Source organism: Mycobacterium sp. (assembly GCF_035653355.1).
GTDB lineage: Bacteria > Actinomycetota > Actinomycetes > Mycobacteriales > Mycobacteriaceae > Mycobacterium.
In genome coordinates, this window is record NZ_DASRBZ010000594.1 from 1 (window position 1) to 5,464 (window position 5,464).

Sequence of the window (5,464 nt, forward strand, 5' to 3'; positions counted from 1 at the left end):
CGTGTCCTGCTGCATGTCCTCAACGGCAGCGCCACCGAGGAGCGCAGCCTGGCGCTGCCGGGGCACACGTTCACCGTGGTGGCGCTTGACGGCAACCCGGTGCCGAAACCTGTTGCCGTGCCTGTGTTGTGGCTCGGCGCCGGTGAACGAATCTCGGCCGTGGTGACGATGAATCAGCCCGGCGTGTGGATCCTTGGCGATCTTCTCGACGACGACCGGCACGGCGGCATGGGCATCGTGGTGGAATACGCCGGACGAACCGGCGCGCCGCAGTGGGCGCCGCCGCCACCCTTCCAGTGGGACTACCGGCTGTTCGCGCAACCCGGGGCCCGCGCCGCCGCACCCGATCACGTCATCGACATGTTGGTCGAAAAGCAAAACGCCGCCGACAACGGCTTCAACGTATGGACGATCAATGGTCAACGATTCGCCATGCCGTCGGAGCAACCGCCGATCGAATTGCAGCACGGCAAGCGCTACCGGTTACACGTGCGCAACGCGAGCGACGACATCCACCCAATCCATGTGCACCGGCACACGTTTGAAATCACTAATGTCGCGGGCACGCCAACTGCGGGCGTGCGCAAAGACGTCGCGATGCTGGGTGGCTACCAGAGCATCGACGTCGACTTCCTCGCCGACCAACCCGGCTTGTCGCTGTTTCACTGCCACCAGCAACTGCACATGGATTACGGGTTCATGGCGCTGTTGCACTGCAGGTGATCCGCCCGCGTTCCAAGAACAGCGGCACGCCGGGCTGTTATCCAGCCGACGTCGAACGCGGAATCACACTGGGCCTTACGCGGTTATGAGCCGGCGGCCTTCCCGCTCAGCGCCGACGGAGTCCGCAGCGCACTCAGGACTCGTGCGATCAAGTTGACGGCGTGGTAGCCGACCACCGCAGCGATGGTGAGCGCCACCGCGGGATCGAGCCAGTCCCAGCCGCCGGTAACCAGGATCACCGCGCCGCTGACAGCTACGCCGGCGGCGGCCGCCGCATCCGCGGCGATGTCGAGCCGCACGGCTTTGACGTTGAGGTCTTCCCGGCCGTTCCCATCGTCGACGTCTGCGCCGACGATGACCGTGGCGATCAGCATGACCACCGCTGCCACCGCGCCCACGATCAGCACCGGCGCGCCCCGTACGCCGGTGGCGCCCGCGGCCAGCCGGTGGGCTGCGGCGACCACTATGCCGACGTTGAGGATGAGCAGCCAACCGGCATTGACCAATGCTGCAAGGTGAGTGGGGCTGGGGTATCGGTTTGGACGGTCACGGTCCGCCCGACGTACAAGGCGGATGGCGAACAGCGAAAGGGCGATCGCGGCCCCGTCGGCCAGATAGTCGACGCCTGCGGCCAGCACGCTCAGCGAGTGGGCCATTACGCCCACGATCAGCAACGCGGCGACCAGCAGCAGGTCTAGCAGCAGCGCCAGCGCCAGCCGCCCAACCGTGGACATTTGCCGATGATAGAACCAGTCAGCGGAGGTGCCCACGATAACGTCGAATTGGCCGGGATTCGGTACTGCTCCAAGGCAGCTCGTCAATATCCGTCAGGCGCCGCGGTCCGCCGGCATGCTCCACTTCTCCTCGATGCGGCCATAGCGCCATACCAGCAGCGCCACAGCCCAAGTCGCCACGAACATCGCGACGATGACGAACCCGATCATGTTGAGGTCGATGCCGCCGATCCACTCCCACAATCCGCCGCTCCAACCCAGCTGATCGGCCAACAGTCCGAGAAGTTCAACGCTGCCCACCAGAAGGGCCACCGCGACCGACAAACCGGTGATGGTGATGTTGTAGTAGACCTTTCGCACCGGGTTGGAAAACGCCCAGCCGTAGGCGAAGTTCATGAACGAGCCGTCGATGGTATCCAACAGGCACATCCCCGCGGTGAACAGCATGGGCAGACACAGGATCGCATACCACGGCACGCCGGCCGCAGCGCTGCTGCCCGCCAACACCAGCAGCGCGACCTCGGTAGCGGTGTCGAATCCGAGTCCGAACAACAGGCCGACCGGGTACATGTGCCATGACTTGGTGACCGATCTGGTGAAGCGGCCGAGCAACCGGTTGAGCAGCCCGCGGCTGTTCAACTGCTGTTCCAGTTCGGCCTCGTCATAGTGGCCCCGGCGCATCCGCGCGAACACGCCCAGAATCTCAACCAAGATGACGACGTTGATCGCGGCGATCAAATACAGGAACGCTCCCGAGACGCTGGTGCCGATCAAGCTGGTGTAGTGGTGCAGCGCCGACGAGCCCTGCCTGACAGGCCCGATGATCGCCTTGACTCCAAGCGCCAGCAGCACCGCTAACCCGAAGACCACCGACGAATGGCCCAATGAGAAGAAGAAGCCGACGCCGAGTGGCCGCTGCCCGTCGTTCATCAGCTTGCGGGTGGTGTTGTCGATGGCGGCGATATGGTCGGCGTCGAACGCGTGCCGCAGTCCCAAGGTGTAGGCCGTCAGCCCGATGCCGATGCCGAACACCTTGTCGCCGAGACTGAAATGTGCGGGCTCGACTACCAGTACGAGCGTCAGCCAGCCGATCAGGTGCAGTGCGACGATCACCGCGAACATGGCCCCCAAACGGGCTCGTTCCGCCGGCGTCAGTGCACTGCGCACTCGTGATGACAACGATTGGCGCTCAACGCGCTCCGCCATGTCGCGTCCCCCACTGTGCATCGAGATCCCGGCCGCGCAAACGGTAAGCGACCGGCGAGCGTCATGCAGGTGATTCGAGGGATTCTTGCAAGTTTTTCGCAGGTGACCCGGGCGGCACCCTGCCGTCAACCGCGGAAGGTGATGAGCGGAATCGCCATCTCGGCCGGGGTGGCCGCGCCGTGCAAACCGATTAGGTTAGCCACCTCGGGCGGCTCATGGGCGCTCGCCAGCACCGCTGTGTCGCCGGTGCAGATGACGACGACGTCACCGATGCGGGCAAGGTGCTCGGGGCGCACCGAACCGAACAGCCCGGCCGCCACGGCGTCGTCGCGGCTGCACACCTCGGCCCGCCCAGCTACCGTCTCGCTCCAGGCCGCCAGCACGTCGGCGGCCGCCCCGGGTTGGGTGTGGAGGTAACGCACCCGCGGATCTCCGGCGACCACACGTACTCCCGCCGCCAGCCAAGGGTCGGCATCGAGGTCGACTCGGGCGTCCGGTGCGACATTCATTCCGCCGTGGTCGGCGGTGACCAGCAGCGCCGCATCCGACGGCAATTGCTCGACCAGCCGGGTGAGCAGTGTGTCGACGTGCGCTGCCGCGGTGTGCCATTGCGGCGAGCCGACGCCGAACAGGTGTGCCGCGGTGTCCAGTGCGGCGGTATAGCCGTAGATCAGTCCGGGCGCCGCGCGGATCTCCTCGGCCAGCTGCCCGGCGTAATCGTCTTCGCCGCCGACCGGGCGGAACAGCGCACCGCGATAGGCCGCTTCGGTGAGCCCGCTGCCGATAAACGCCGCCGGCAAGACCGCCCGGGCGCTGATCCCGGCGCGGGCCAGCCGCTCGAACCACGTTGGGACGGGCTGCCATTGGGCGGGCGGCGGGTCGTCACGCCACGCGATGTGGTTGAGCACCCGGTCGGTGTGCGGCAGCTTGAGCGTAAATCCCAGCACGCCGTGCTCGCCCGGTTGTGCGCCGGTGGCAAGCGACACCAGGCTCGTCGGCGTCGTCGAGGGAAACGTGCAGACCAGTTCATCAAGCCGCCCGGCACCACCCGCGAGCACCGAGGCGAGCAGCGGCGCGTCCGCGGTCAGCATGGGCAACAGGTGCCACCCCATGCCGTCGACCAGCACCACCGCGACGCGGCGCACCTCGCCGACCGACTCGGACAGTCCCAGCGGGTCGACCCCGCCGTGGACTCCAAGCAGCGCGGCCGCCGCGGGCAGCACGTCGCAGATGGAACCCATCGGCGATCGCAAGGGCGGCGAAGCCGGGCGCAGCGGGTCGTCGTGCGACAAACTCAGCATGACGGCCAGTCTCGCAGCCCACCCGATCTGGCCATTGGCTGCGCTTGGGCAATCGCATGCGTGATACTGAAGAAGTGACCAGGCCATCGGCCCTGGACCCGGCCGTCACCGAGCGGATTGGCGAGTTGCTGCGCGCCCATGGGCTGCGGCGGATGGCCTCACGGATCGCGGTGCTGGCGGTGCTCGAACCGGTCAACGGGCATCTCTCGGTCGCGGAGATCCACCGCCGGGTGCGCGAGGCCGCTCCTGCCGGGATCACCCCGCCCGATTTGGCGACGATCTACCGAACGGTGACCACGCTGGTCGATCAGGGTGTGCTACACGCGCTGACCCTTGAGAACGGCGTCACCACCTTCGGGTTGGCGGCCGACCCTCATCATCACGCGGTGTGCACCCGGTGCGGCTCGATCATCGAAGTGCCCGCGCGTCAGCTGAGTTCGGCGCTCGAACAGGCGATGGCGGGTAGCGCTTTCGCTTTGTCGGAACGGGCCGGGTTGACCCTGCACGGCCTGTGCCCGCGGTGTCAGGTAGCAGCAGCGGACGAACCACGCTGAATCAGCAGAGATTCAGTAGCGCGTTTTCCACGACCTCCGGCAGCGCCGGATGAATCCAGTACTGGCCGCGCGCCATCTGATGTGCGGGCAGCCCAAAGCTCATCGCCTGGATCAGCGGCTGGATGATCGACGAGGCCTGGTAGCCCATGATGTGCGCACCCAGCAGCCGGCCGCTGCCGCGCTCGGCGATAATCTTGACGATGCCGGTGGTGTCCTCCATCGCCCAGCCGTAGGCGACGTCGCCGTAGTCCTGGATCACGCAGGATACATCGACACCCTTTGCAACAGCTTGGTTTTCGGTCAGTCCGACGCTGGCGATCTGTGGGTCGGTGAAGACCGCCGACGGCACGAATCGGTGGTCGGTCATCATCATCGAGCCGGTGTCGTCCCAGTTGCAAAGCAGGTTGTGCTGCACGACGCGGGCTTCGTGGTTTGCCACGTGTTTGAGCTCGTAGGGTGAAGACACGTCGCCGAGCGCGAAAACACCTGGGGCTGCGGTTCGTTGGAATTCGTCGACCACCACTCGGGTTCCGTTGAGCTCGATGCCGGCCTGTTCGGCGTCCAGCAGATCGCCGTTGGGTATCCGGCCGGTGGCCACCAGAACAGTGTCGGCGTGCACGGTGGAGCCGTCGTCGAGCTCCAGCACGGTCTGCGAACCGTCACGATGGCCGCCGACGACATTGCGGTGCGTCCGCAGCTCCCACTTCGTCGAGGCGATGCGGGTGAAGCGCTCGCAGATCGTGTCGTCGGAATGCCGAAGCAGTGTGCCGCCGCGAACCACCAGGGTGATCCGGACGCCCAGCGCGGAGAAGATGTGCGCGAATTCGGCTGCCACGAACCCACCGCCGATGATCACCAGGTGTTCGGGTAACTCGGCGATCCGCATGACGGTGTCGCTGGTGTGGTAGTCGACGCCGCAGGCGAGGATGGCCGGCGGGATCACCGG

General features: G+C 66.3%; 6 protein-coding genes. 2 read left to right on the forward strand and 4 right to left on the reverse strand.

The genetic code is table 11. The annotated features are described in order from the left end of the window. Window positions 1-723: multicopper oxidase domain-containing protein (locus tag VFA16_RS20570; protein ID WP_324969603.1), on the forward strand; the 723-nt coding region annotated here is incomplete at its 5' end. An 83-nt stretch (window positions 724-806) separates the two neighbouring features. Here the strand turns inward: VFA16_RS20570 and VFA16_RS20575 are convergent. The 3 genes from VFA16_RS20575 to VFA16_RS20585 form a co-directional block, all read right to left on the reverse strand. Next, on the reverse strand, window positions 807-1,457 hold the full coding sequence (locus VFA16_RS20575; RefSeq protein ID WP_324969604.1) for a cation diffusion facilitator family transporter: 651 nt from the start codon (window positions 1,455-1,457) through the stop codon (window positions 807-809). A 93-nt stretch (window positions 1,458-1,550) separates the two neighbouring features. Further along, window positions 1,551-2,663, reverse strand: a complete 1,113-nt coding sequence (locus tag VFA16_RS20580; protein WP_324969605.1) for a HoxN/HupN/NixA family nickel/cobalt transporter — start codon at window positions 2,661-2,663, stop codon at window positions 1,551-1,553. Between the two features lie 125 nt (window positions 2,664-2,788). Then, on the reverse strand, window positions 2,789-3,904 hold the full coding sequence (locus VFA16_RS20585) for an alkaline phosphatase family protein (RefSeq protein WP_324969608.1): 1,116 nt from the start codon (window positions 3,902-3,904) through the stop codon (window positions 2,789-2,791). A gap of 134 nt (window positions 3,905-4,038) precedes the next feature. Between VFA16_RS20585 and VFA16_RS20590 the strand changes: the two genes are divergently transcribed. Next, window positions 4,039-4,518, forward strand: a complete 480-nt coding sequence (locus VFA16_RS20590) for a Fur family transcriptional regulator (RefSeq protein ID WP_324969606.1) — start codon at window positions 4,039-4,041, stop codon at window positions 4,516-4,518. A gap of 1 nt (window position 4,519) precedes the next feature. Here VFA16_RS20590 and VFA16_RS20595 read toward each other — a convergent pair. Further along, window positions 4,520-5,464 (reverse strand): mycothione reductase (locus VFA16_RS20595; protein WP_324969607.1); only part of this gene is annotated, 945 nt, incomplete at its 5' end.